Origin of the sequence: Paraplanobispora siamensis (genome assembly GCF_016863175.1) — a bacterium.
GTDB lineage: Bacteria > Actinomycetota > Actinomycetes > Streptosporangiales > Streptosporangiaceae > Planobispora > Planobispora siamensis.
The window spans coordinates 1-22,238 of sequence record NZ_BOOJ01000014.1 but is presented as its reverse complement, the minus strand read 5'-3'; the positions used below and the strand labels follow the sequence as shown (position 1 = coordinate 22,238).

Here is a 22,238-nt window from a genome sequence, read left to right as displayed (position 1 = left end):
GCTCCGACGATTACAGGTGCACGCTTGGTAACCCGATGTGGCGTGCTGGCGACGGCGCCCCTTCCAGGGGCGCCGTCTGCTTTGTGCTCCGGGGATGTCCGTAATTCCCCATCTGGATCTTCAGCCGCGCCGTACGGCTTCCGCCGCTCCTCAGCCGCGCTGCATGGCCTCGCAGATCGCCGTGGCCTCCCGCACGCCCAGCGTGGCCGCCTCCGCGCAGTGGCGCACCCACTGCGCCACCCCCTCGGCGGTGCCGGTCAGATAGGCCCGCAGGCTCTCGCCGTACGCCTCTCCCAGCTCCAGGTGGCCCAGCTCGATCGCGGCCAGCGACTTGGGATCAAGACCGAACTCCACCAGCGTCAGCCGCTCCGCCGCTCTCGCGACGACCCCGTCCGCCGTGCCGAACGGCCGCAGCACCGCCAGTTCGGCGTGCACGACGGCGGCCATCACCAGCGCGGGCGCCTTGGATCCGCCCGTCACCAGGTCGACCAGCCCGTCCACCCGGGCCACCGTCTCCTCGGGTCCCGGCGCGGCGCCCAGGCCGAGCGGGTCGGGCGCCTCGGCGCGGGCCCGGGGGCGGCCGAGATCCTCGGTCAGCCCCACGGCGGCCAGCGTGTGCAGCCTGGCCAGCGCCTGCCGCGGTGCCGTACGCCACACGGGGCCGAGCCGTCCCAGCTCGGCCGAGACGCGCAGGGCGCCCTGGACGACGGGGTCGGTGACCTCCGGGATGGCCTCCAGCGGGACGTCCACGCCGTCGAGCGCGGCGGACGCCCTGGCGCCGTGCAGGGCGGAGCGGGCCGACACCTCGGGGCTCTTGCGCCGCAGCACGCGATGCCGGTAGAGGCGGTCCACGGCCTCGCGCACGCCGGCCACCGCTTCCGGCACTCCGGGGAGTTCGGCGATGACAGCCAATGGGTCGTTCACGGACTCCGACCCTACCGGCCGGTCGGGAAGCTCCCGACGCCGCCATGGAATCCCCGGCGAAAACGGCCGTTGAACCGTTCACCGAACGCATCGGGCCATCCGGCGCACCGCCGTACCAGATCCTCTGGAATAACGCCTGCGACATTTCTAGGGTGTCGGAATCGCAACGTTTCTGACGTGTCCGCTACTTACCGTCAGCAATGTTGTCGAGCTGTACGTCTCTTGTCACCGGTTGGTACATACCTGTCTAGACCTCTTGTGGCGAGTACCTCTGGCCTGGTGAAGTGGGACACGTCCGAAGCTGACGAGCAGTACGAGAAGGAGTGCGTAGTGGCCCCGGAGACCCCTGGTTCCGAACCGCGTGAGGCCCAGGAGACGCTGTCGAACCTGCTGCACGAGACCCGGCGGTTCGCTCCTCCTGCCGAGCTCGCCGCCGCCGCCAATGTAACCGAGCAGGCCTACGCCGAGGCCGGGGCCGACCGCCTGGCCTTCTGGGAGAAGCAGGCCGAGCGGCTGGACTGGTCCAAGCGCTGGGACACCACCCTCGACTGGAATCCCCCCTTCGCCAAGTGGTTCGTCGGCGGAGAGCTGAACATCGCCTACAACTGCGTCGACCGCCACGTCGAGGCGGGCCGCGGCGACAAGGTCGCCTACCACTGGGAGGGCGAGCCCGAGGGCGACGCCCGTACGATCACCTACGCCGACCTGCGGCGCGAGGTCGCCAAGGCGGCGAACGCGCTGACCGAGTTGGGCGTCGGCAAGGGCGACCGGGTCGCGATCTACATGCCGATGATCCCCGAGCTGCCGATCACGATGCTCGCCTGCGCCCGCATCGGCGCCGTCCACTCGGTGGTCTTCGGCGGCTTCTCCGCCAGCGCGCTCAGCGGCCGGATCCAGGACGCCGACGCCAAGATCGTGGTCACCGCCGACGGCGGCTACCGGCGCGGCGCGCCGAGCGCGCTCAAGCCGACCGTGGACGAGGCCGTCAAGGAGTGCCCGGGCATCGAGCACGTGCTCGTGGTCCGCCGGACCGGCCAGGACGTCGGCTGGGGCGACAAGGACGTGTGGTGGCACGACCTGGTGGAGCGCCAGAGCGAGGAGCACACCCCGGTCCCGCACGACTCCGAGCACCCGCTCTACATCCTCTACACCAGCGGCACCACCGGGAAGCCCAAGGGCATCCTGCACACCACCGGCGGCTACCTGACCCAGACCGCCTACACCCATCACGCGGTCTTCGACCTCAAGCCCGAGACCGACATCTACTGGTGCACCGCCGACATCGGCTGGGTGACCGGTCACTCCTACATCGTGTACGGCCCGCTCGCCAACGGCGCCACCAGCGTCATCTACGAGGGCACCCCGGACACCCCGCACCGCGGCCGGTTCTGGGAGATCGTGCAGAAGTACAAGGTGACGATCCTCTACACCGCGCCGACGGCGATCCGCACCTTCATGAAGTGGGGAGACGACATCCCCGCCAAGTACGACATGTCGTCCCTGCGGATCCTGGGCAGCGTCGGCGAGCCGATCAACCCCGAGGCCTACGTCTGGTACCGCGAGCACATCGGCGGCGACCGGACCCCGGTCGTGGACACCTGGTGGCAGACCGAGACCGGCGCCATCATGATCAGCCCGCTGCCGGGTGTGACCAGCGGCAAGCCCGGCGCGGCCATGCGCCCGCTGCCCGGCATCACCGCCGACGTGGTCGACGACCAGGGCGAGAGCGTCCCCAACGGGGGCGGCGGCTTCCTGGCGATCCGCGACCCGTGGCCGTCGATGCTCCGCACGATCTGGGGCGACGACCAGCGCTTCATCGACACCTACTGGTCCCGCTTCGAAGGGATGTACTTCGCCGGCGACGGTGCCAAGCGCGACGAGGACGGCGACATCTGGCTGCTGGGCCGCGTCGACGACGTCATGCTCGTCTCCGGTCACAACATCTCCACCACCGAGGTGGAGTCGGCTCTCGTCTCCCACCCGAAGGTCGCCGAGGCGGCCGTGGTCGGCGCGACCGACCCGCTGACCGGCCAGGCCATCGTGTCGTTCGTGATCCTGCGCGGCGGCGCGGAGGAGAGCGAGGACATCGCCGCCGAACTGCGCAACCACGTGGCCAAGACGCTCGGCCCGATCGCCAAGCCCCGCCAGATCCTGGTGGTACCCGAGCTGCCGAAGACCCGCTCCGGCAAGATCATGCGGCGTCTGCTCCGCGACGTGGCGGAGAACCGCAGCATCGGCGACGTCACCACTCTGGCCGACAGCACGGTGATGAACCTCATCTCCGAGAAGCTGCCCAGCGCCAAGAGCGAGGACTGACGATCGGTGAGGCGACCCCGGGTGCCCGGCGTGCCGGCGTGGTACGACGGGCACCGCGGGGTCAGGCCAGGGACACCAGATCCGTGTAGCCGGGGCTCCACAGGTCCTCGGCGCCGTCGGGCAGCAGGAGCACCCGGTCGGGCCGCAGGGCCTCGACCGCGCCCTCGTCGTGGGTGACCAGGACGATCGCGCCCCGGTAGGCGCGGATCGCCTCCAGGATCTCGTGCCGGGAGGCGGGGTCGAGGTTGTTGGTCGGCTCGTCGAGCAGCAGGGTGTTGGCCCCGGAGCAGACCAGGGTCGCCAGGGCGAGCCGGGTCTTCTCCCCGCCGGAGAGCACCCCGGCGGGCTTGTCGGCGTCGTCGCCGGAGAACAGGAACGACCCCAGGATCCGCCGGGCCTCGCCGTCGGTCAGCTGCGGCGCGGCCTCGGCCAGGTTCTCCCTGACCGTGCGCTCCGCGTCGAGCGTCTCGTGCTCCTGGGCGTAGTAGCCCAGCCTGAGCCCGTGCCCGGGGACGACCAGCCCCGAGTCCGGCCTCTCGCGGCCGGCCAGGATCCGCAGCAGGGTCGTCTTGCCCGCGCCGTTGAGCCCGAGGATCACGACCCGGCTGCCCCGGTCGACGGCCAGGTCGACGCCGGTGAACACCTCCAGCGAGCCGTACGACTTGGTCAGGCCCGCCGCGGTGAGCGGCGTCCTGCCGCACGGGGCGGGCTCGGGCAGCCGGATCCTGGCGACCTTCTCCGCCCGCCGTTCGGGCTCGGTGGCGGCGAGCATCCGCTCCGCCCGGCGGGCCATGTTCCTGGCGGCGACCGCCGTGTTGACGTTGGCCCGCATCTTGCCGGCCTGGGCGAGCAGGGCGCCCGCCTTGCGCTCGGCGTTGGCGCGCTCCCGCCTGCGCCGCCGGTCGTCGGTCTCGCGCTGGGCCAGGTAGGCCCGCCAGCCGACGTTGTAGACGTCCACGGCCGCCCGGTCGGCGTCCAGGTGGAAGACCCGGTTGACGGTGGCCTCCAGCAGACCGGTGTCGTGGCTGATCAGCACCAGCCCGCCCCGGTAGGAGGCCAGGAAGGCCCGCAGCCATCCGATCGAGTCGGCGTCGAGGTGGTTGGTGGGCTCGTCGAGCAGCAGCGTGTCGTGCCCGGCGAACACGACGCGGGCCAGTTCGACCCGGCGCCGCTGCCCGCCGGACAGCGTGCCCAGCGGCTGGGCCAGCACCCGGTCGGGCAGGCCCAGCCCGGCGGCCACCCGCGCCGCCTCGGCCTCGGCCGGATAGCCGCCGCGTGCCTGGAACTCGGCCTCGGCGCGGACGTAGGCCCCCATCGCCCTGTCGTCGGCGGCCATCGCCACCTCGGCGGCGCGCAGCTCGCGGACGATCCGGTCGAGGCCCCTGGCCGAGAGGATCCGGTCGCCGGCGGTGATGCCGAGGTCTCCGGTGCGGGGGTCCTGCGGGAGGTGGCCGACCGAGCCCACCCGGGCGACGGTGCCGGCGGCGGGCTGCGCCAGACCGGCGAGGATCTTCGTCAGGGTGGTCTTGCCCGCGCCGTTGCGGCCGACGAGGCCGATCTTGTCACCGGGGGCGACGCGGAAGGCGGCGCCGGACAGCAGCAGCCGGGCGCCGGCGCGCACGTCGAGGTCAACAGCAGTGATCATTTTTATTACGCTCCGTAATCAACGGAAGACACAGGGATGGTGCGAGTCCTGGTCGTCCAGCTAGGAAGTACGGGGCGTAGCCATGGAACCGAGGTTAGATCGCCCCCGGGTCCCGGCGCATCCGGTTTTCTCCCTGCGGAGGATGCTCCCCTGCACCGCGACGTCGGGATCGACGGTGTTCGCCCGGCCGTCGCCGGGGTAGCGCCGGGCTCATGATCCTCATCCGCAGGCGAACGGTCCGCAGCCGCAGGCGAACGGTCCACGGCCGCAACAGAGCGGGCCACGGCCACAACAGAGCGGGCCACGGCACACCGGCCCTTGTCCACAGGCGGATGACCTCTGTCCACAGCCCGAGGGGTCGCACTGGCAAGATGCCGCCGAGGTGCCGATACTGGCCGAAGCCGGATTCACCGTGTCATTGCCCCTCGGCGGTCCCGCCTTCGGCGATGATCCTGGGAGGGCGGCCGCGGTGACCGCCGGCGTGCTCGCGGCGAGCCCGCCGCCTCGCCTCCGGCGGCGATCCTGCTCAGGGTGCGCGTGCGCAAACACCTCAACACGCAGGATGATGTTGACACCCGCGCTCGATAGGAGATCGTTATGACGCAGAATCCGGCCACCGAGCCGCAGCAGGAGTCGCTGGGCTCGCTGGTGGCCGCCGCCAGCGGCCACATCTCCACCCTGATCCGCTCCGAGGTCGAGCTGGCCAAGGCCGAGTTCAGGTTCGACGCCAAGCGGGTCGGCGTGGCGGTGGGGCTGTTCGCCGCCGCCGCCTTCATCGCCCACCTGTGCCTGATCCTCATCTCGTTCGTCATCGCCTACGGGCTGGTGGCGCTGTTCGACTGGCCCGAGGTCCTGGCCTTCGGCGTCGTCACGACCGCCTACCTGATCGCCGCCGCCGTGATGGTCACCTTCGGCATCCGGCGCTTCAAGGGCCTGACCGGAATGAAGCGGACAATCCGTTCGCTCAAGTACCTGAAGACCGGCGAGAGCGAGATGGGCCCTGTCGTCTTCCACGAGCCGCCCACCGCCGGTCGGCTCGGCGCCCACCGAGAGTCAGTGAGACCGGATCAGTGATCACCTCCGACGAGTCCGTGGTCCGGGTCGAGGGCCCGTGGACCCACCGCTCCGTGCACGCCCGCGGCACCCGCTTCCACGTCGTGGAGGCCGGTGAGGGCCCGCTCGTGCTGCTGCTGCACGGCTTCCCGCAGTTCTGGTGGAGCTGGCGCCACCAGCTCGTCTCCCTGCCCGCGGCGGGCTACCGCGCCGTCGCCGTCGACCTGCGCGGCTACGGCGCGAGCGACAAGCCGCCGCGCGGCTACGACCTGCCCGCCCTGGCCGCCGACGCCGCCGGGCTGATCCGCGCCCTGGGCGAGACCGGCGCCGTCGTCGTCGGCCACGACTGGGGCGGCCTGCTCGCCTGGACGATGGCCGTGCTTGACCCCAAGGTGGTCCGGCGGCTGGTCCCGGTCTCGGCCCCGCACCCCCTCCGGCTCCGCTCGGCCATGGTGGCCGATCCGTTCGGGCAGCTCAGGGCGAGCAGCCACGCGCTGGGCTTCCAGCTGCCGCTCCTGCCCGAGCGCCGCCTGACCGCCGACGGCTCCGCCCGGGTGGGCCGGCTGCTGCGGGGGTGGGCCGGGCCCGAGGGGCTGGACGAGGAGGCCGTACGGACCTATCGCGAGGCGTTCCGCATCCCCAACGTCTCCCACTGCGCGCTGGAGTACCACCGCTGGTTCGCCCGCTCCCAGGTGCGCCCGGACGGGATGCGCTACGCCAGGCGGATGCGCGCGGAGATCGACAGGCCCACGCTTCACGTGCACGGCGCGCTCGACAGCCGTTTCCTGCCGCGCACCGCCCAGGGTTCGGGCCGCTACGTGGCCGCCCCCTACCGCTGGCGGCTGATCGAGGGCGCGGGCCACTTCCCCCATGAGGAGCGCCCCGAGACCTTCGACGCCGAGCTGATCGGCTGGCTGGCCGACCCGGAGCCCGACCGGTGATCTCCGGAGACCACAACGCGAACCGGCCGATGACCCCTGGAAGCCGCGACCCGGAGGCCGGCCGGTGATCCCCGAAGACCACAACCCGGAGTCCGGCCGATGATCCCCAGAGACCGCGACCCCGACGGCCGGGCGCGCAACCGGCGGCCCCGCGACGCGTTCGGCCGTCCCCTGCCGCGCGGCGCCGAGGGTGTGGAGCGCGTTCCCGACGACTACGCCCCCGGCGCCGCCGAGGCCCTCACCGAGGCGTGCCGCCTGCTCGGGCAGGAGCGGCCCTTCCACGCCCACGAGGTGCTGGAGGCCCGCTGGAAGACCGGCCCGGCCGAGGAGCGCGAGCTGTGGCAGGGGCTCGCGCAGGTCTGCGTCGGGCTCACCCACCTGCAGCGGGGCAACCGGCGCGGGGCCGCGGCGCTCCTCGCGCGCGGCGCCGACAGGATCGCCTCGTACGGCCCGCCGTACGACGCCATCGCCGCGGCGGCCCGCGAGCTGGACGAGCAGGACGGCCCGGACCCCGCCGCGGCCGTCGCCGCGATCGCGGCCCTGCTGACGACCGCCTCCCCGCCGGCCGAGGTCAGTGACGGCACTGACGGCCGTCCGGCTGAACAACCTGGAGCCGTCCCCGACCGCCGGGATCAGTGATCACACCCCCGGGTGTCCACCCGACAGAACAGCCTGGAACCGTCTCCGGCCGCCAGGGCAGTGTTCGCAGGTGGCCATCCGGCTGGACAGCTCGGAGCCGTCCCCGACCGCCGGGATCAGTGATCGCACTCCTGGGTGTCCACCCGGTTGAACAGCTTGGAGCCGTCCTCGGCGTCCGGGGCCACCTCGGCGGCGGTCAGGACGTAGCCGGTCTCCTGCTGGTCGAGGGCCGCGGCGAAGACCACGCCGTAGACCCGGCCGTCGGGCGTCAGCAGCGGCCCGCCGGAGTTGCCGGGGCGGACCAGGCCGCGGATGGCGTAGACGTCGCGGATGACGGTCTTGCTCTCGTAGATGTCGGGGCCCTTGGCCTGCTGGCGGACCCTGATGCGGGCCTCGTTGAGGGTGTAGCCCTCCCCGTGCGGGAAGCCCGCGACGATGGCGTCGTCGCTCTCCTCCGCGGTGCCGTCGAAGCGCAGGATCGGCAGGTCCAGCCCGGAGACGTGCAGGATCGCGATGTCCCTGTCGGGGTTGTAGAGCACGACCCTGGCCGGGCGGACGTTGTTGAGATAGTCGACGACCTCGAGCTCCTGGTCGACCCCGGCGACCACGTGGGCGTTCGTCATGATCTTGTTCTGGGCGTAGACGAACCCGGTGCCCTCGATGTGCTTGCGGCAGCTCGACGCCACGCCCTGCACCTTGACGATGCCCTTGCGGGCCCGCTCCAGCTGGGCGCCCTTGGCCACGCTCTTGTCGGGCGGCGCCACGTCGACGAACCGGCCGCCCCCGATGTCGTCGAAGACCTGGGGGAAGCCGGAGGTGTCGAGCAGGTCCTTGATCGGCTTCTGGATGTCCCTGGCCGCCTGCGGGATCGTCTGGTCGAGGGCTCTCAGCAGCAGCGACTTGTTCACATGCTCACTGATCATCGTGAACGGGGAGACGGCGAGCAGCGAGCCGATGAACCACGCGACGATCAGCACCGCGAGCGCGCTGGCGAACGTGCCGCCGACTGCGTCGACGACCTTCGCCGGTTCCCAGGTGACGTGGCTGCGGATCACCGCGCCGACCGTCGAGGAGGCGAACTGCCCGACGATCGCGGTGAGGAAGACGATCACGATGGCGAGCAGCGCGCGCTCGGTCTCGCCGTCGATGATGGCCCCGGCGATCGGGGGCGCGATGAAGACGCCCAGCAGCACGCCGCCGACGAAGCCGATGAAGCTCAGGGCTCCGATGATGAACCCCTGCCGGTATCCCGACACCGCGAAGGCCACCATCAGGGCGATCAGGATAAGGTCGAGGAGATCACCACTCACCCTTCAAAGGTATCCAGCCCGCCCCCCGCGCGTGCACCCGTTGCGGTGCCTCTGTGCGGTTATCGTGGCCGTATGGCAACGATCGGGGGACCGGTGCCGGTGGAGTCGCTGGTCGAGACGGCACTGCGGGATCCGGACCCGGACGGTACGGCGCGCTGGCAGGCCATCGCGGCCCTGCACGAGCGCGGGGATCTGGAGACCTTCACCGCCGCGCGGCGCCTGTGCGGCGGGCCCACGACCGCCGAGCGCATGCTCGGGGTCGACATCCTCGGCCGGCTCGGCTTCGTCGACCGGAGCCTGCCGATCCTGCGCTTCATGGCCGCGAGCGAGGACGACCCGATGGTGCTCCACTCGGTGCTGATCGCCTTCGGCCACCTGCGCGACCGCCGCGCGCTGCCCTCGGCGATCTCGCTGTCGGAGCACCCCGACGCCGGAGTGCGGTACGGCGCGGCCTACGCGCTGCCGAACATCATGGGCGACCGGCCCGACCCCGCGGGCATGGCCGCGCTGCGCCGCCTGGCCGCCGACCCCGACGACGACGTGGCCGACTGGGCCTGCCTGGGGGTGGCGCTGGTGAGCGGCGCGGCCGGGGCGAGGTCTCCGGGGAGCGCCGGACGCGGCCTAACCGCGGGAGGCGAGGTTCAGGACGTCCGGGGGCAGGTCCTCGACCCGTGAGCCGTCCCAGGGCAGCGCGAAGCCCGAGTCGTCGAGCACCCCGTCGAGCACGCCCGCGGTGAAGCCCCACACCAGCAGGCCCCGCACCCGGAACGCGGGCCCGGAGTAGCCGCTGGGGTGGCGCAGCGTGAGCCGGTTGGCCGGATCGACCAGTTCGGCGAGCGGGACGCGCTCCACCGACTCCACCTCGTCGGGCGAGGCCGCGTGCACGGCGCAGGGCGTGTGCCACCAGCCGATGACCGGGGTCACCCGGTTGTCGCTGCGCCATATGTACAGCTCCGGCATGGTGCCGACCACGTGGACGCCGGCCGGGTCGAGGCCGGTCTCCTCCTGCGCCTCGCGCAGCGCCGCGGCGACCGGGCCGCCGTCGGCGGGGTCGACTCCCCCGCCGGGGAAGGCGGGCTGCCCCGCGTGCCGCCTGCCGCGCGAACTGCGCTGGATGAGCAGCACGTCGGGACCGCTGGGCCCCTCGCCGAACAGCAGCAGCACCGCGGCCGGACGTCCGCCGGACTCCGGCGGGCGCATCGCCGGATGCACCGGCGCTCCCGCCGCCCGCTCCGCCAGCGTCTCCAACCACCCAGGAACTCGCACGGGTACACCTCCGATCTTCTCCAACGCGGCGCCCCCTCCGGCGCTTCCCGGATGCGGGCGTCGCGTGCCGCGAGGAGGCGGGTCCGGCAGAAGGCGGAAGAGAGGGGACCGGCTCAGGAGAAGGGACCGGGCCGTACCAGCTTCGCGGCCTCGGCGGGATCGGTGGGGCCGGTGCCGTACGACGGGCACAGGGCGGCCAGCGGGCAGGCGCCGCAGGCGGGCTTGCGCGCGTGGCAGATGCGGCGGCCGTGCCAGATCAGGCGGTGGGACATCATCGTCCAGTCGCGCCGGGGGATCAGCTCGGCGACGACCTGCTCGATCTTGACCGGGTCCGTCTCGACGGTCCAGCCGAAGCGGCGGGTGAGCCGCTGGAAGTGGGTGTCCACGGTGATCCCCGGCACCCCGAAGGCGTTGCCGAGCACCACGTTGGCGGTCTTGCGCCCGACCCCGGGCAGCGTCACCAGGTCCTTCAGCCTGGCCGGGACGTCGCCGCCGTAGCGCTCGCACACGGCCTGGGCCATGCCGACGATGCTGTTGGCCTTGGCGCGGAAGAAGCCGGTGGACCGGATGATCTCCTCGAGTTCCGCGCGGTCGGCCCCGGCATAGTCCTCAGCCGTACGGTATTTGGCAAAAAGCGCGGGGGTCACCATGTTGACCCGTTTGTCCGTGCACTGCGCGGACAGGATCGTGGCGACCAGGAGCTCTAGGGGGTTGCGGAAGTCGAGCTCGCAGTGGGCGTCGGGGTAGGTTTCCGCCAGGATCCGATCCATCCGCCGGGCGCGACGGACCAGCGCGAGCCTGGACTCGCCTGCCGGGCTGCCTTCTCGGAGCATCCCGACAGCTTATGCTCCCGGGGCCCTTCCAAGCCCGGTGGTGGAATAGGTCACAATGGCTGTTGCGGATACCGAAGATGAGGATGCGGCGTTCGCGACAGCACCATAGCGAGTGCGGCGAACGGGCCGACGATGGGTGATCCGTGAACAAGGAGGCATTGTGAACACCGAAGACGTGCTGGGCAAGGCCCCTCTCTTCGCCGCGCTCGATCGTGAGAGCGCCGCCGCCCTGCGCACGAGCATCTCCGAGGTCCGCCTCTCCAAGGGACAGACCCTCTTCAGTGAGAACGAGACCGGCGACCGGCTCTACGTCGTCCTCGAAGGCAAGATCAAGCTCTCCAGGACCGCCCCCGACGGCCGGGAGAACCTGCTCAGCGTGCTCGGCCCCAGCGAGATGTTCGGCGAGCTGTCTCTCTTCGACCCCCGCCCCCGTACGGCCTCCGCCATCGCCCTGACCGACGTCCGCCTGGCCGGTCTGGGCCACGACGACCTGCGCCCCTGGCTGACCGGCCGGCCCGAGGTCGCCCTGCACCTGCTGCGCGCCCTGGCCCAGCGGCTGCGCCGTACCAACGACGTGCTGGCGGACCTGGTCTTCACCGACGTCCCCGGCCGGGTCGCCAAGGCCCTGCTGGACCTCGCCGACCGCTTCGGCCAGAAGATCGACGACGGCGTCCGCGTCCACCACGACCTCACCCAGGAGGAGCTGGCCCAGCTGGTCGGCGCCTCACGCGAGACCGTGAACAAGGCGCTGGCCGACTTCGCCCAGCGCGGCTGGCTGCGCATCGAGGCCAAGGCCGTGGTCATCATGGACCTGGAGCGCCTGCACAACCGTTCCCGCTGAGCCCCCGGATCCCCCTTCCCTCACGACCCGTCGAGATAGTCCAGCTGGGCCCGGACCGACATCTCCGCCGCGGGCCAGAGCGAGCGGTCCACCCCCGCGTAGACGATCTCGACGATCTCCCTGGGCGTCGTGGCGCCCTGCTCGCGCGCCTGCCTGATCTGGTCCAGGCGCCGCCTGCGGTGCGCGACGTAGCCGTCCAGCGCCGCGATCGGGTCCGGCAGCACCGGGCCGTGGCCGGGCAGCAGCGCCTCGGCCCCGACCTGCTCGGCGGTGGCGCGCAGCCGGTCCAGGGAGCGCAGATAGTCGGCCAGGTCCCCGTCCGGGGCGATGACCGTGGTGCCCCGGCCGAGCACGGTGTCCCCGGTGAGCATCGCCCGGTCCCTCGGCAGCCAGAAGCAGAGCGAGTCGAACGAGTGGCCGGGCGTGCCCACCACGTGGAGTTCGAGATCGCCTGCGACGACCACGTCGCCGTCGCCCAGCCCCTCCTCGCCCAGCCGGTGCCGGGGGTCCAGCGCCCGCACCGGGGCCCCGGCCAGCCCGGCGAACGCCCGCGCGCCGCCGCTGTGGTCGTGGTGGCCGTGGGTGAGCAGGATCGCGACGACCCTGCGGTCGCGCAGGTGCTCGGCGACCCGGGCGAGGTGCCGGGGGTCGTCCGGCCCGGGATCGACGACCAGCACGTCCTCCCCCCGGCCGATCACCCAGGTGTTGGTGCCGTCCAGGGTCATCGGGGAGGGGTTGGGGGCCAGCAGGTTGAGCGCGTGCGCCGTGCCCGACCCGTCCGGCCCTTCAAGCGGGATCCGCAAACCGCTCACGCCACACCGAACCGGTAGTCGTCGTCCAGGACGATGTGCATCTCGCCGTCCACCTCGGCGATCCTCGGCATGAGGGTGACGATCTCCCGCTCGGTCCCGAGCACGTCGTCGACCTTCTCGTAGGCGGACAGCTCGTTCAGGGTCCGGTACGTGGGCGGCATCAGGAAGATCTCACCGGCCCTGGCCCGCGTGATCGCGTCGGCGGGCCGGGACCAGGCGACCTGGTCGGCCTCGCCGCCGACGTCGCGGGTGCGCTGGCCGGGCGGGAGGGCGGCGACGAAGAACCGGGTGTCGAACCGCCGGTGCTCCACCTCGGGAGTGATCCAGTGCGCCCAGGGGCGCAGCAGGTCGGAGCGGAGGACCAGGCCGCGCCGGTCGAGGAGGTCGGCGAAGGACAGGCTCCGCTCGATGAGCGCGAGCCGGTCGGCCTCCCAGTCGTCACCGGTGGTGTCGGCCACGACGGAGTCGGCGGACGGCCCGGCCAGCAGCACCCCCGACTCCTCGAAGGTCTCCCGTACGGCCGCGCAGACCAGGCCGCGCGCGGTCTTCTCGTCGGCCCCGAAGACCGAGCCCCACTCGGCGGGCGAGGGTCCGGCCCAGGCGAGCGCGTGGTCGGTGTCACGCGGGTCCACCGAGCCGCCGGGGAAGACGTAGGCGCCCGCCGCGAAGGCCATGCTCGCCTTGCGCCGGAGCAGGTAGGTCTCGATCCCCTCGCGCCCCTCACGCAGGATGACCACGGTCGCGGCATCCCTGGCCGGGACGGGCTCCACCCGCCCGGCCAGGATGTCCCGGGCACGCTCGCCGAGCTCTCCGGGGAGCGGAATCCCACCCATAGCTGAACCTTTCCGCCGAATATCAGAACATCACTCGGTTTTCAGGGTTCATCATGTGGCACGGCTCCCACCGCGGACAACGGTCAGCGGACCTCGGCGATCAGCTCGACCTCGACCGGCGCGTCGAGCGGCAGCGCGGCGACGCCCACCGCGCTGCGGGCGTGCTTGCCCGCCTCGCCCAGCACCTCGCCGAGCAGGTCGCTGGCGCCGTTGACGACCTGCGGGTGGCCGGTGAACCCCGGGTCGCTGGCCACGAAGCCGACGACCTTGACGATCCTGACGATGTTCGACAGGCCGCCGGCCACCGAGGCCACCGCCGCGAGGGCGTTGAGCGCGCAGATGCGGGCGAGCTCGCGGGCCTCCTCGGCGCTCACCTCGGCGCCGACCTTGCCGGTGGCCACCAGCTTGCCGTCCACCATCGGGATCTGGCCCGAGGTGTAGACGTGGTCGCCCGTGCGCAAGGCCGGGACGTAGGACGCCAGCGGCGTCACGACCTCGGGCAGGGTCAGGCCGAGCTCGGCCAGCTTCTCCTCAGGCGACACCGCGCCTACTCCTTCGGGCGCTTGAGGTAGGCGACAAGCTGCTCGGGGTTCGGCCCCGGCACGACCTGGACGAGCTCCCAGCCGTCCTGGCCCCAGTTGTCGAGAATCTGCTTGGTCGCGTGGACCAGCAGCGGCACCGTCGAGTACTCCCATTTCGTCATGCGAGACAGCGTAGCGATCCGGCCCGGAGGGGACCGTGACGGTGCGGGCGACGCGGGTCACGCCTTCGCGCGGGGTGAGGCGCCGGGGTGACGCCGGGGTGATATCGGGTGTGAGTCGCGTCCCAAACGGCAGCCCACGCGTATCGGCAAGTAACCGTTGGGTAGCCTTCGAAACGTGAGTTCGCGCGATACCGACTGGGATGGTGTACGGCTCCACGTCGTCACCGGCAAGGGCGGCACCGGCAAGACCACGGTGGCCGCCGCACTCGCCCTTGCTCTCGCCGCGGACGGCCGCAAGGTGCTCCTGGTCGAGGTCGAGGGGCGACAGGGGATAGCGCAGATCTTCGATCTGCCGCCGCTGCCGTACGAGGAGCGGCGGATCGCCGTCGCGCCCGGCGGCGGGGACGTCCACGCCCTGGCCATCGATCCCGAAGAGGCCATGCTCGAATACCTGGAGATGTTCTACGGCATGCGCCGGGCGGGCCGGGCGCTGAGCAAGATGGGCATCGTCGACTTCGCCACCACCATCGCCCCGGGCTTCCGCGACGTCCTCGTCACGGGCAAGACCACCGAGGCCGTCCGCCGCAGGGGCAAGGACGGCAAGCGGATCTACGACGCGGTGGTGCTGGACGCGCCCCCGACCGGCCGGGTGGCGCGCTTCCTGAACGTCACCAACGAGGTCGCCGGCCTGGCCAGGGTCGGGCCGATCAAGAACCACGCCGACCTGGTCAACGGCGTCGTCTCCTCACCCGAGACGGCCGTGCACTTCGTCACGCTCCTGGAGGAGATGCCGGTCCAGGAGACCCTCGACGGGATCGCCGAGCTGCGCCGGGTGGGCCTGCCGGTCGGCGGCGTCTTCATCAACATGGTCCGCGGCGCGCTGCTGCCCCAGGCGACCCTCGACGCCGCCTCCGCGGGCCGGTTCGACCCGGCGGACCTGGCGCTGGGCCTGAAGGCGGCCGGCCTGACCGACGGCGGGTCGAAGGCCACCGCCCTGGCCGACGCCCTCGCCCGTGAGGTCGAGGAGCACGCCCGCCGTACCGAGCTCGAACACCAGGAGCGCGCCTCGCTCGACGCCGTGGGCCGTCCCCGCTACGAGCTGCCGCTGCTGGCGGACGGGGTGGACCTGGCCGGGCTCTACGAGCTGGCCGAGGCGATCTGCGCCCAGGGGGCGGCGTGAGGGTTCAGGGAGTGGCGTGAAAGTCCAGGGAGCTTCAGGGAGCAAGGTGAAGGACGTCCCGGTTCTCGATCTCGACGCGATCATCGACGACCCGAACACCCGGATCGTCGTGTGCTGCGGTTCCGGCGGCGTCGGCAAGACCACCACGGCGGCCGCCCTGGGCCTGCGCGCCGCCGAGCGCGGGCGCAGCGCCGTCGTGCTGACCGTGGACCCCGCGCGGCGGCTGGCCCAGTCGATGGGCCTGACCGAGCTCGACAACACGCCCCGGCGTGTCGCCGGGATCGGGGGCGAGGGCACGCTGCACGCCATGATGCTCGACATGAAGCGGACCTTCGATGAGATCATCGAGGCGCACGCCGACCCCGATCGAGCTCGCCAGATCCTGACAAATCCCTTTTATCAGTCTCTTTCGTCCAGCTTCTCCGGAACGCAGGAGTACATGGCGATGGAGAAGCTCGGCCAGCTCCGCCGGTCGGGCGACTGGGACCTGATCATCGTGGACACCCCGCCCTCCCGTTCCGCGCTGGACTTCCTGGACGCGCCGGAACGGCTGGGCCGCTTCCTGGACGGCCGCTTCATCCGCATGCTCACCGCGCCGGCCAAGGCGGGCGGGCGCAGCGCGTTCAAGCTGCTCAACGCCGGGTTCGGGCTCGTCGCCGGGGCGCTGACCAAGCTGCTGGGCGCGCAGGTCCTCAAGGACCTGCAGACGTTCGTCTCCGCCCTGGACGCGGTCTTCGGCGGGTTCCGGGTGCGCGCCGAGCAGACCTACAAGCTGCTGCAGGCCCCCGGGACCGCGTTCGTGGTCGTCGCCGCGCCCGAGCGGGACGCCATGCGCGAGGCGTCGTACTTCGTGGAACGACTGGCCGAGGAGCGCATGCCCCTGGCCGGACTGGTGATCAACCGGGTCCACCTGTCGCCCGCGGCCGCGCTGTCGGCCGCCCGGAGCACCGCCGCGGCCGAGGACCTGGAGTCACGGGGCGAGCACGAGCTCACCGCCGCGGTGCTGCGGCTGCACGCCGGCCGGATGCAGCTGGCCGCGCGCGAGAGCCGCCAGCGCGACCACTTCGTCTCCGCCCACCCCACGGTGCCGGTGGCCCAGGTCCCCGCGATGCCCGCGGACGTGCACGACCTGGACGGTCTGCGCGAGGTGGGAGAGCTGCTGGCCGCCCAGCGGTAGAGGTCCGGCCGTACAGCCGCCCGGTCCCACAGTCGCTCGGTCCTGGTCCTACGGCGCCGGGAGGCTCGCCGTACGGCGGGCCGCGAGCATGCTGAGACCGGCCGCGCGCCTTTGCGCGGCCGGTTTCACAGGGCGGAGATCAGCCTGCGATCAGCTCGTTCGTCCGCTCGTACTCCTCTTTGGCGAGTTCCAGCAGGTCCCGCCAGGAGTCGACGTCGGGTCGCCGGCGCAGCAGCGCCCGGCGTTCGCGCTCGGTCATCCCGCCCCACACCCCGAACTCGATGCGATTGTCCAGCGCATCGGCGAGGCACTCGGTCCGGACCGGGCATCCTCGACAGATCAGCTTCGCTCGGTTCTGGGCAGCGCCCTGAACGAACAGCGCGTCGGGATCCGCACCCTTACAAGCCGCACTGGAGGTCCAATCCGTGATCCACATTCGACCCCACTCCCCTTAGGTGGTCAGTCGTGACTTGGGGGGCCGACGGGCGCGGTCGTCGAGCCTCCGTATTCAGTTGCCGCAGAAAGAGACCGTACGCAATCAGACGTTCGGGCGGACAGCCCCCGGCGGGACCAATTTCCCGCATGGTTCTCCAGGGTCATGTGGCCGGGAATGACTAGTCACCTCTTCTGCGGGCAGGGACCAGTCAAGCAGAAACATGCTTCCGTTACCGTTTGAACCATCGGCCCGACGTACTCTTGGACTCGTGCAAGCTCAAGGCAAAGATCAGAGATCGGCAGTGGGGAGCGTGCTGCGGCTCGTCGCCGCAGGCGCCGCCGCGGGGGTGCTGGTCGCTGCCATCGCGCTTCCGGCAGTGGGCGGCGCGGGCGTGACCGTCAAGTCCGCGACGGAGGAGCTGCATCTGCAGCCCGAGGACCTCAAAGAGCCTCCGCTGCCCGAGAAGACCGTCCTCCTCGACTCCGACGGCAAGCAGTTCGCCCAGTTCTATTACGAGAACCGCGAATCCGTCAGTCTTGACCAGATCTCCGACGTCATGAAGACGGCGATCGTCGCGATCGAGGACTTCCGGTTCTACGAACACGGAGCCCTCGATCTGGAGGGCACCTTCCGCGCGGCCGTCAAGAACTTCTCCGGCGGCGGCGTCGTCCAGGGTGGTTCCTCGATCACGCAGCAGTACGTCAAGCTCGTGCTGTTCAGCAGTGCCGAGACCAAGGAGGAGCAGGAGGCCGCCATCGCGCCCACCTTCTCCCGCAAGCTCAACGAGCTGCGCTACGCCCTGGCCATCGAGGAGAAGTACACCAAGTCGGAAATCCTTGAGCGCTATCTCAACATCTCCTACTTCGGGGCCGGCGCCCACGGCATCCAGGCCGCGGCCAAGCGGTTCTTCAAGAAGCCGGCCTCCGAGCTGACCCTGTCGGAGGCCGCCACGCTGGCGGGAGCCGTACAGAACCCCAGCCGCACCGACCCCAACGCGGGCAAGGCGGCCCGCCAGCGGCTCCTGGAGCGGCGCAACATCGTGCTGAACCGGATGCAGGAGCTCGGCAAGATCACGCCGCAGGAGGCCGCGGAGGCCAAGGCCAAGAAGCTCGGGTTCAAGGACAACCCGGTCCCCGGCGGCTGCGACGAGAGCGACTTCCCCTACTTCTGCCTCTACGCCCAGTACGAGATCCTCAACAACGAGGACTTCGGCAAGACCGCCGAGGCCCGCAAGAAGTTCCTCCAGCGCGGCGGCCTGACGATCAAGACGACGCTCGACCGGAAGGCCCAGCTGGCCTCCGAGAAGGCCATCGCCAAGTACGTGCGGACGACCGACAAGCCGGTCGCCTCGCAGGCGATGATCGTCCCCGGCACCGGCGCCATCAAGGCGATGGCCGCCAGCCGGAAGTTCGGGCAGAACAAGAAGAAGAACGAGATGGGCTACAACCTCGCGGGCGACGTGCTGCACGGCGGCGGCGCGGGGTTCCAGGCCGGCTCGACGTTCAAGCCGTTCACCCTGCTCACCGCGCTCGACCAGGGCATGAAGCTCAACGACGGCTTCGGCACCGGCTCCGGTTACCGGGCGCCGAGCGAGAGCGCCTTCCGCGACTGCAAGGGCAACCGGGTGGGCGAGCCCTCCCACGAGGTGCGCAACTCCAGTGAGGGCGGCGGCGGGTTCAAGACCCTCACCACCGGCACCCTCGGCTCGGTGAACACCTTCTTCATGCGCCTGGAGCAGGAAGTCGGGCTCTGCGACGTCGTCAAGATGGCCAAGAACCTGGGCATCAAGCGCGCCGACGGGGCCCCGCTGAAGGAGTTCGAGACCTTCACCCTCGGCATCAACGAGATGGACCCGGTGACGGTCGCCGCCGCCTACGCGACGATCGGCTCCCGCGGCGCCTACTGCAAGCCGATGGCGATCACCGAGATCCGCGACCGCAACGGCAAGGCCACCACCTACAAGCCCAAGTGCAAGCAGGTCCTGGACGAGGAGGTCGCCGACGCGGCCTCGCACATCATGTCCAACGTGTTCACCAAGGGCACGATGACCGAGGTCGGCGGCATCGGCCGGCCCGCGGCGGGCAAGACCGGCACCACCGACGCCTACACCGCGGCCTGGTTCGCCGGTTACACCCCCGACCTGGCCTCCGCGGTCAGCCTCGGCGACCCGCGCGGCGCCTTCGAGCACGACCTGGTGGGCGTGACCATCGGCGGGCGCTACTACGGTTACGTGTACGGCGCGTCGATCTCCGGCCGGATCTGGAAGGACTCCATGATCGGCGCGCTGAAGGGCGTCGAGCCGACCTCGTTCACCCCGGTGAACATGGAGCGCTTCGGCGGCTGCTCCGCCGGCCGGTGCGCGCCGCCCAAGCCGATCAAGAAGCCCGACCGGGGCGGCGACGGCGGCGGCCGTGACAACGACGGCGGCGGTGGCGGCGGTGGCGACGAGCCTCCGCCGGGCTGGGGCGAGGACCCCAACGGCGGCACGCCCATCGTCCCCTGACGCGGGCGCGTCACCCTGACGACGTCAGAGCCCTCCCCGGCACGCCGGGGAGGGCTCTGACGGTTCCATCGGTCCGGGCGCGTTCTCCGGGCGCGGGAAGCCCCGCCTCGACCGGAGAACGGATCTCGGGCCGCCGGGGGCCCGTACGGCCTGGGCCCGACTGAAGAACGGTCAGGAGTCCGTACGGCCCGGGCCGACCGGAGGACGGGTCTCAGGCCGTCAGGCGGGCCCGTACGGCCTGGGCCACCCGGCCGCCCTCGGCGCGGCCTGCGACCTTGGGGTTGAGGACCTTCATGACCTGGCCCATCGCCTGCGGCCCGGAGGCTCCGCTCTCGGCGACGGCCTCGTCCACGAGCGCGGCGAGCTCCTCGTCGGACAGCTGGGCCGGGAGGTACTCCTCCAGCACGGCCTGCTCGGCCAGCTCCGCCTCCGCCTGCTCGGTGCGGCCGGCGCCGCTGAAGGCCTCGGCCGCCTCCCGGCGCTTCTTGGCCTCCTTCGTGAGCACCTTGACGATCTCGTCGTCGGTCAGCTCGCGCGAGGTCTTGCCCGAGACCTCCTCGACGTTGACGGCGGCCAGGGCCATCCGGATCGTGCGGGTGCGGATCTCGTCCCTGCTCTTCATCGAGGCCGTCAGATCGGCCTTCAGCTTGTCCTTCAATGCGGTCATGCGGTCCATCTTGCCCTCTCACCAGCCCGGTTGTATCCCGGGTTTCCCTTCGGGGCGGGATGCGGAGCCGGACTCGGGCATGATGGGAAGGTGAGGAAAGCAGCAGCGGTGCCCCTGTCCCTGCTCGGTGCCGGTCTGGCCGGTCTGGCCTACGCCTCGGTCATCGAGCGCAACACCTTCCGCCTGCGGCGCTTCGACGTGCCCGTCCTGGAGCCCGGCCGGCGTCCCGTGCGCATCCTCCAGCTCTCCGACCTGCACCTGACCCCCGGCAGGCGGCTGCTCATCAACTGGGTCCGCTCCCTGGGCGACCTCAAGCCCGACCTCGTGGTCAACACCGGCGACTCCATCGCCCACCCCGAGGCGGTCCCCCCGCTGATGCACGCGCTCGAACCGCTGCTGTCCCGGCCGGGCCTGTTCGTGTACGGCTCCAACGACCTGTACGCCCCCGTGCCCAAGAACCCCGCCCGCTACCTGTGGCGGACCTCCAAGGGCGAGAAGCGCCAGCACACGCCCAGCCTGCCGTGGCAGGAGCTCGGCGCCGGCATGTCGGCCGCCGGCTGGCTCGACATGAACAACACCACCGCCCGCATCAAGGTCGGCGACCTCGACGTGGCCGTGGGCGGCATCCACGACTCCCACATCGACCGCGACCGCTACGACCTGATCGCCGGTCCCGCCCCCGCGGACGCCGACCTGCGCCTGGGCGTGATGCACTCCCCCGAGCCCCGCAACATGACCCGCTTCGCCGCCGACGGCTACCAGCTCCTGCTGGCCGGTCACACCCACGGCGGCCAGCTGTGCATCCCGTTCTACGGCGCCCTGGTCACCAACTGCGGCATCGACCGCGCCCGCGTCAAGGGCCTGAGCCGGCACGACTCCGCCTACCTCCACGTCTCCGCCGGCCTGGGCACCAGCCCCTACGCCCCGGTCCGTTTCGCCTGCTTCCCCGAGGCCTCCCTCCTGACCCTCGTACCCCGCCGCCGGACCTGACGCCCGGAGTGACACAAGCACCCACGAAGTCCGCTAGACTTTCCCAAGCACGAGCAAGACGGCGTGCACCGGGGTGTAGCGCAGCTTGGCAGCGCGCTTCGTTCGGGACGAAGAGGCCGTGGGTTCAAATCCCGCCACCCCGACCCAGCAAGACCAGGTAGAAGGCTGTTTCCGAAGATGGGAAGCAGCCTTCTCGGCTTTCTGCGTGACTAACTGCGTAACTAACGACCTAGACGTGAACGTCCTAGGCGGTAGCTCTGAGGCGACTCTCTCGCAGTCACAACCCTAGCCTCGAAGCCCCTAGATCCTTCGGCAGGGCTTCTAAGACCGTGTCCTACGTGGTGAGCCGGATGAGCCGCTTGTAGCAGCACAAGGCAGCAGCGAGGCCGAGAAAGGCCAGGTAATTGCCGCAGTAGCGTTCGTAGCGGATGGTGAGGCGTCGATAGCCGGTCAGCCAGGACATGGTCCGCTCGATCACCCAGCGATGTCGGCCCAATCGCCGGCTGGAGTCGATGCCTTTGCGGGCGATAAGCACGGCGATGCGCTTGCCGCGCAGCCACCGGCGCAGGTCATCGCGGTCGTAGGCCTTATCCGCGTGGAGCTTGCCGGGCTTGATGGGACGGCCGTGGCGCGGATCGCGTCTCATTTGGAGCTCGAGCACTATGGGCTTGAGGCCCTCGCTGTCGTGGGTGTTACCAGATGAGACACCGACCACGAGGGGCAGTCCGGACCGGTCGGACAGGATGTGCATCTTCGAACCTGGCTTGCCCCGGTCCACGGGGCTCGGACCTGTATGGTCGCCCCTTTTTTCGCCCGCACATGGGCGGAGTCCAGCACGACGCGGGACAGATCGAGCAGATCGGCCGCGCCAGGTGATCGAGCACGACCTGGTGCAGCTTGCTCCATACCCCGGCCCGCGACCAGATCAGAAAACGGCGGTGCGCGGTGGACTTCGAGATCCCGAAACACGGTGGCAGCGCCCGCCACGCACACCCGCTCACCAAGACGTAGACGATGGCCGCGAACACCGCTTCATCAGGTGTGTTCTGCGTTCCGCCGCCCTGTGGTCGCGCTCGCGTCGGCGGCAGCAGCGGGCGGACGATCTCCCATAATCCGCTCGGGACGATCCACCCCCAGGGGTTCCTTTCCATGTTCTACTAACGTCCGGC

General features: G+C 71.0%; 21 protein-coding genes, 1 tRNA gene and 1 pseudogene. 11 read left to right on the top strand and 12 right to left on the bottom strand.

What is annotated here, in order from left to right:
* Positions 1–150: 150 nt before the first annotated feature.
* The gene (locus Psi01_RS07450; protein WP_204063205.1) at positions 151–924 is read right to left on the bottom strand and encodes a Fic family protein; all 774 of its coding nucleotides are present in this window, start codon (positions 922–924) and stop codon (positions 151–153) included.
* 330 nt (positions 925–1,254) lie between these two features.
* Here Psi01_RS07450 and acs point away from each other — a divergent pair, with 330 nt between their 5' ends.
* Positions 1,255–3,240 carry an acetate--CoA ligase gene (gene acs, locus Psi01_RS07445; protein WP_204063379.1) on the top strand — a complete coding sequence of 662 codons (1,986 nt, stop codon included), beginning with the start codon at positions 1,255–1,257 and terminating at the stop codon, positions 3,238–3,240.
* Positions 3,241–3,301: 61 nt separating this feature from the next.
* Here acs and Psi01_RS07440 read toward each other — a convergent pair whose 3' ends face one another.
* On the bottom strand, positions 3,302–4,885 hold the full coding sequence (locus tag Psi01_RS07440; protein WP_204063204.1) for an ABC-F family ATP-binding cassette domain-containing protein: 1,584 nt from the start codon (positions 4,883–4,885) through the stop codon (positions 3,302–3,304).
* A gap of 597 nt (positions 4,886–5,482) precedes the next feature.
* Here Psi01_RS07440 and Psi01_RS07435 point away from each other — a divergent pair.
* From Psi01_RS07435 to Psi01_RS07425, 3 genes are all read left to right on the top strand, one after another.
* Positions 5,483–5,959, top strand: a complete 477-nt coding sequence (locus Psi01_RS07435) for a phage holin family protein (protein WP_204063203.1) — start codon at positions 5,483–5,485, stop codon at positions 5,957–5,959.
* Positions 5,956–6,879, top strand: coding sequence for an alpha/beta fold hydrolase (locus tag Psi01_RS07430; protein WP_204063202.1), 924 nt, complete (start codon positions 5,956–5,958; stop codon positions 6,877–6,879). The genes Psi01_RS07435 and Psi01_RS07430 overlap by 4 nt, the downstream gene beginning before the upstream one ends.
* A 99-nt stretch (positions 6,880–6,978) precedes the next feature.
* Positions 6,979–7,518, top strand: a complete 540-nt coding sequence (locus tag Psi01_RS07425) for a DUF309 domain-containing protein (protein WP_204063201.1) — start codon at positions 6,979–6,981, stop codon at positions 7,516–7,518.
* Positions 7,519–7,634: 116 nt separating this feature from the next.
* Here Psi01_RS07425 and Psi01_RS07420 read toward each other — a convergent pair whose 3' ends face one another.
* Positions 7,635–8,828 (bottom strand): MarP family serine protease, encoded by a 1,194-nt coding sequence (locus Psi01_RS07420; RefSeq protein WP_204063200.1) that lies wholly within the window; start codon positions 8,826–8,828, stop codon positions 7,635–7,637.
* Positions 8,829–8,900: 72 nt separating this feature from the next.
* On the opposite strand from Psi01_RS07420, the gene Psi01_RS07415 reads away from it, so the two are divergent.
* Positions 8,901–9,503, top strand: a complete 603-nt coding sequence (locus Psi01_RS07415) for a HEAT repeat domain-containing protein (RefSeq protein WP_204063199.1) — start codon at positions 8,901–8,903, stop codon at positions 9,501–9,503.
* Here Psi01_RS07415 and Psi01_RS07410 read toward each other — a convergent pair.
* Positions 9,450–10,094, bottom strand: a complete 645-nt coding sequence (locus Psi01_RS07410; RefSeq protein ID WP_373872471.1) for an NUDIX hydrolase — start codon at positions 10,092–10,094, stop codon at positions 9,450–9,452. The two genes, Psi01_RS07415 and Psi01_RS07410, sit on opposite strands and share 54 nt — an antisense overlap.
* Before the next feature lie 113 nt (positions 10,095–10,207).
* Positions 10,208–10,927, bottom strand: a complete 720-nt coding sequence (gene nth / locus Psi01_RS07405) for an endonuclease III (RefSeq protein WP_204063198.1) — start codon at positions 10,925–10,927, stop codon at positions 10,208–10,210.
* Between the two features lie 160 nt (positions 10,928–11,087).
* Between nth and Psi01_RS07400 the strand changes: the two genes are divergently transcribed.
* Positions 11,088–11,768: a Crp/Fnr family transcriptional regulator gene (locus Psi01_RS07400; RefSeq protein ID WP_373872392.1), complete on the top strand. Its 681-nt coding sequence runs from the start codon at positions 11,088–11,090 to the stop codon at positions 11,766–11,768.
* Between the two features lie 20 nt (positions 11,769–11,788).
* Here the strand turns inward: Psi01_RS07400 and Psi01_RS07395 are convergent, their stop codons facing one another.
* The 4 genes from Psi01_RS07395 to sp36 form a co-directional block, all read right to left on the bottom strand.
* Positions 11,789–12,580: an MBL fold metallo-hydrolase gene (locus Psi01_RS07395; protein WP_239127266.1), complete on the bottom strand. Its 792-nt coding sequence runs from the start codon at positions 12,578–12,580 to the stop codon at positions 11,789–11,791.
* A complete protein-coding gene (locus tag Psi01_RS07390; protein WP_204063197.1) occupies positions 12,577–13,413 on the bottom strand; it encodes an NUDIX hydrolase in 837 nt (278 codons plus the stop codon). The genes Psi01_RS07395 and Psi01_RS07390 overlap by 4 nt, the downstream gene beginning before the upstream one ends.
* 83 nt (positions 13,414–13,496) lie before the next feature.
* Positions 13,497–13,955: a RidA family protein gene (locus Psi01_RS07385; protein ID WP_239127263.1), complete on the bottom strand. Its 459-nt coding sequence runs from the start codon at positions 13,953–13,955 to the stop codon at positions 13,497–13,499.
* A 5-nt stretch (positions 13,956–13,960) separates the two neighbouring features.
* Positions 13,961–14,116: a Sp36 family protein gene (gene sp36, locus Psi01_RS43185; RefSeq protein WP_141703503.1), complete on the bottom strand. Its 156-nt coding sequence runs from the start codon at positions 14,114–14,116 to the stop codon at positions 13,961–13,963.
* A gap of 175 nt (positions 14,117–14,291) precedes the next feature.
* Here sp36 and bagA point away from each other — a divergent pair, with 175 nt between their 5' ends.
* On the top strand, positions 14,292–15,296 hold the full coding sequence (gene bagA / locus Psi01_RS07380) for an ATPase BagA (protein WP_204063195.1): 1,005 nt from the start codon (positions 14,292–14,294) through the stop codon (positions 15,294–15,296).
* 46 nt (positions 15,297–15,342) lie between these two features.
* A complete protein-coding gene (bagB, locus tag Psi01_RS07375) occupies positions 15,343–16,473 on the top strand; it encodes an ATPase BagB (protein ID WP_204063194.1) in 1,131 nt (376 codons plus the stop codon).
* A 139-nt stretch (positions 16,474–16,612) separates the two neighbouring features.
* Here bagB and Psi01_RS07370 read toward each other — a convergent pair whose 3' ends face one another.
* The gene (locus Psi01_RS07370; protein WP_068898049.1) at positions 16,613–16,909 is read right to left on the bottom strand and encodes a WhiB family transcriptional regulator; all 297 of its coding nucleotides are present in this window, start codon (positions 16,907–16,909) and stop codon (positions 16,613–16,615) included.
* Positions 16,910–17,210: 301 nt separating this feature from the next.
* Here Psi01_RS07370 and Psi01_RS07365 point away from each other — a divergent pair, with 301 nt between their 5' ends.
* Complete coding sequence (locus tag Psi01_RS07365; protein ID WP_307819225.1) at positions 17,211–19,412, top strand: transglycosylase domain-containing protein; 2,202 nt, start codon at positions 17,211–17,213, stop codon at positions 19,410–19,412.
* Positions 19,413–19,623: 211 nt separating this feature from the next.
* Here Psi01_RS07365 and Psi01_RS07360 read toward each other — a convergent pair whose 3' ends face one another.
* Positions 19,624–20,079 carry a GatB/YqeY domain-containing protein gene (locus Psi01_RS07360; RefSeq protein WP_204063192.1) on the bottom strand — a complete coding sequence of 152 codons (456 nt, stop codon included), beginning with the start codon at positions 20,077–20,079 and terminating at the stop codon, positions 19,624–19,626.
* 90 nt (positions 20,080–20,169) lie between these two features.
* Between Psi01_RS07360 and Psi01_RS07355 the strand changes: the two genes are divergently transcribed.
* Together Psi01_RS07355 and Psi01_RS07350 are read left to right on the top strand one after the other, a co-directional pair.
* Positions 20,170–21,069 carry a metallophosphoesterase gene (locus Psi01_RS07355; protein WP_204063191.1) on the top strand — a complete coding sequence of 300 codons (900 nt, stop codon included), beginning with the start codon at positions 20,170–20,172 and terminating at the stop codon, positions 21,067–21,069.
* A gap of 69 nt (positions 21,070–21,138) precedes the next feature.
* A tRNA-Pro gene (locus tag Psi01_RS07350) sits at positions 21,139–21,212 on the top strand.
* A gap of 191 nt (positions 21,213–21,403) precedes the next feature.
* Here the strand turns inward: Psi01_RS07350 and Psi01_RS07345 are convergent.
* Positions 21,404–22,220, bottom strand: a pseudogene (locus Psi01_RS07345) (IS5 family transposase).
* Positions 22,221–22,238 lie beyond the last annotated feature (18 nt).